Source organism: Methylobacterium nigriterrae (assembly GCF_037106235.1).
In the GTDB taxonomy this organism is placed as follows: Bacteria; Pseudomonadota; Alphaproteobacteria; order Rhizobiales; family Beijerinckiaceae; genus Methylobacterium; species Methylobacterium nigriterrae.
The window spans coordinates 1-2,637 of sequence record NZ_JBAWTG010000287.1 but is presented as its reverse complement, the minus strand read 5'-3'; the positions used below and the strand labels follow the sequence as shown (position 1 = coordinate 2,637).

Genomic DNA, 2,637 nt, shown 5'->3' with positions numbered 1-2,637 from the left:
TATTGCAGGTTGGCGATCATGGCCATGCACAGGATGCCGAAGGCAAGCTGCCACCATTTCGCCGATGCACGATCCTCACGTTCCATCCCAGCATCCTTCTCGTTGCGGCCCGACGCGGACCGTCCGCCTATAATGCATTATTATGTGAGGCATGCAATATACCAGGATGAAACTAGCACGATGGACGTGGTAGGTTTCTCGAGGCGCCGCAGCCCGGCACTCGGGACGAAACGCCACATTGGAAGCGGCCGGGATCGCCCGCCACATCATCTGCATGGGCGCGAACGTCCGGCATCTCTACACCCTCGAGGTCATGTCCAGCCGGTACATGGCCGGACACTTCACGTGGGTCATCCGCGACCGCGGTAAGCTGTATCGGCGGTCCGACAAGCCGCACCCGTCCGAGACGACGGCACGTGCCGAGGCCGAGGCCGAGATCGCGCGCCTCTTGCGCGAGCGCGGATGAGCACCGGCCCGCGTCGGATCCGGCCGCGGAGGCTACTCGTCCCCCATCTCCTTATGCTCGGTGACCTCGTCCTCCTCGTCCGTATCGTCGCCGAGCAGATCGTCGAGTTCGTCCATGAGGTCCGCGATCTGCTGCTCCGTCGCGATGACCCGGAAGGTCTCGCCGTCCTCGGCCTGAAGCGTGATCTGGTACTCGCCGTGGACCTCGTCGGTCAGGACCCGGGCCAGCCTCTTGATCGAGTTCATGGTGCGCGCGCCTCCTGAATGGAGGAGAACGCGCCAGACGGCGAAACGAGCGCTGCGGCGCCGGCAGCGGCCCGGGCAGCGGCGCCACCGATGCGCCATCCCACGGAAGGCCGGCTGCCACGGATTTACCGCAACGCACGGCCCGCGGATCCGCGAGGCTGCAGGATAGAGCGCAGAAGCGCCGGTTCGTCAGGCAGCATAATGCAAAAACGTTGGGCCTCGAACATCTGGAGGCGCGCCGCATGCATGACTTGCATGTCTGGAATGTGGGATCTGGTATACCAAACAAATTTGTGCGGTGCCATAAATGCTGCAACGCAAACGCCAGACAGGAACCTCTCCATGACCGCTCTGCTTCTCGCCGCCGTCGTCGCCGCCGCTGCCGCCAACGTCTCGCTGGTCACCTTCGTGGCCGACCGCCTGGGCCCGAAGGCCGATGCGCAGACCGCGGGCGAGCTCATCGCCACCAGCGAGAGCGCCGCGCTCATCGCCAACGAGAACGCTCCCGCTGCCCTGAAGCGCGCCGCCTGAGCCTCACAACGCGGCGTCGCCGCCGCCGCATGAACAGCCCCGTCGTTCCCGGCGGGGCTTTTTTCATGCCCGCTGCCGGGGCGTCGTTATGCGGGGGCGATTCGAGCGCCGAGGCAAGATCGGCGGTAGCGCATCCGGCGCTTCCGCCAATCGAATCAGGGGCTCGGCCGCGGCGCGTCCTCAGGCGAGGTCCAACTCCAGCGCCAAATCGGCCAGGTAGGCGGCGATACGGCGGCCGGCCGCGGCGTCCGCACAGTCGATCCAGAAGCCAATGCCAAGGGCCTCGCCCTCGTATTGGCGCAGGACGGATTCGGCCATCAGGGCGGCCTCCCGCTCGGTCGGGGCCGAGACCGTCCGCGGGCCGCGACCGGCAGCGATCGTCACCTGGTAGGCCGCCGTGATCCGGGTTGATGGCGTCATCCGACACCCCCTTTCCACCGTTGACCGCTGGGAACGCAGCGCTCCCAGGCATCGGCCAGCCCCCTCAACGGAGAGTCCGGTCGGACGGATCCCGGCAGGATTGCATGAATTTTAACCAGGTCTCGCTCTCGGCGCGCGCTGCTTGCGGGTCACCCTGATCGGGCGCGGGGCAAGGGCGCACGAGCCGGGTTCCGGAGGCCGAAACAGCGGATCCTGTACGCCGAACGGACTTGGTCGGCTCAAGGCGACCGATGCTCCGGCGCGCCCTGTGGCAGCTCCTCACATGCGAGGCGGCGGCTGCCGAGGCGCGGGAGCGGCCGCGTCGGGCTTCGGGACGTAGTAGAGGCCGACGGCCTTCCAGAACGCGGCGCGTTCCTCCTCGGTGCGGCGCTCCAGGGCGCGGTCGAGCTCCTCGCGGCCGGCCACCTCCGAGGCCCGGCGCCTCGCGGCCGTCGACAGGGCGTCCCAGTCCTCGACCGGGGCCATCATGACGTCGGCAACAGGGACGGGGCGGCCGGCGGTTCCTCCGGCTCGCCCGCCCTCAGGCTCCAGGACCGAACCTCCTCGTTCATCCAGCGGCGGAGCAGGTCGGCGTGCTCCTCCGTTAGGTGCCCTCCGACCACGTCGAACACGGCCTGGGCTCCATGGGCGAAGCCGCGCCGGAATTCGGGCCGCTTGCTGTCGCCGGCCTCGTAATCGAGCAAGCTCGCCATGGCTGTCTCCTCCCGCTGGCGGGGCCTGCCAGCCGGGCGGGCCCTCACGAGGGTCAGCAACGGCTGAGCTGCGAAACCGTTCGGTGCGGCCGGCCCCTGCTCCGCGGGCAGGGTGCGGCCCGCCGCGCCGGGCTTATGCAGGCTGGAGCGCGGCCGACAGGCGCTCCCGTCGGCGTGTTCGGCGTCCGGGCTCGGTTGTGGCGTCGAGCCAGACGACGAGGGCAAGCGCGATGAGGGCGGGGGCGCCGAGGGCCAGGAAGGA

The 2,637-nt window shown here is 68.7% G+C and carries 6 protein-coding genes; 2 read left to right on the top strand and 4 right to left on the bottom strand.

Features of this window, described 5'->3' with window-relative positions; translation table 11 throughout:
- The first annotated feature begins 238 nt into the window (after positions 1–238).
- A complete protein-coding gene (locus tag WDW90_RS36225; protein WP_336492576.1) occupies positions 239–466 on the top strand; it encodes a hypothetical protein in 228 nt (75 codons plus the stop codon).
- A gap of 32 nt (positions 467–498) precedes the next feature.
- Here WDW90_RS36225 and WDW90_RS36220 read toward each other — a convergent pair whose 3' ends face one another.
- Complete coding sequence (locus WDW90_RS36220; protein WP_336492575.1) at positions 499–711, bottom strand: hypothetical protein; 213 nt, start codon at positions 709–711, stop codon at positions 499–501.
- A 342-nt stretch (positions 712–1,053) separates the two neighbouring features.
- On the opposite strand from WDW90_RS36220, the gene WDW90_RS36215 reads away from it, so the two are divergent.
- Positions 1,054–1,242, top strand: coding sequence for a hypothetical protein (locus WDW90_RS36215; RefSeq protein ID WP_336492574.1), 189 nt, complete (start codon positions 1,054–1,056; stop codon positions 1,240–1,242).
- Positions 1,243–1,422: 180 nt separating this feature from the next.
- Here the strand turns inward: WDW90_RS36215 and WDW90_RS36210 are convergent, their stop codons facing one another.
- The 3 genes from WDW90_RS36210 to WDW90_RS36200 all read right to left on the bottom strand — a co-directional run bounded on the left by WDW90_RS36210 (position 1,423) and on the right by WDW90_RS36200 (position 2,375).
- Positions 1,423–1,662 carry a hypothetical protein gene (locus tag WDW90_RS36210; protein ID WP_336492573.1) on the bottom strand — a complete coding sequence of 80 codons (240 nt, stop codon included), beginning with the start codon at positions 1,660–1,662 and terminating at the stop codon, positions 1,423–1,425.
- A 279-nt stretch (positions 1,663–1,941) separates the two neighbouring features.
- Positions 1,942–2,151: a hypothetical protein gene (locus tag WDW90_RS36205; protein WP_336492572.1), complete on the bottom strand. Its 210-nt coding sequence runs from the start codon at positions 2,149–2,151 to the stop codon at positions 1,942–1,944.
- On the bottom strand, positions 2,148–2,375 hold the full coding sequence (locus WDW90_RS36200) for a hypothetical protein (protein ID WP_336492571.1): 228 nt from the start codon (positions 2,373–2,375) through the stop codon (positions 2,148–2,150). Before WDW90_RS36200 ends, WDW90_RS36205 begins: the two co-directional genes overlap by 4 nt.
- Positions 2,376–2,637 lie beyond the last annotated feature (262 nt).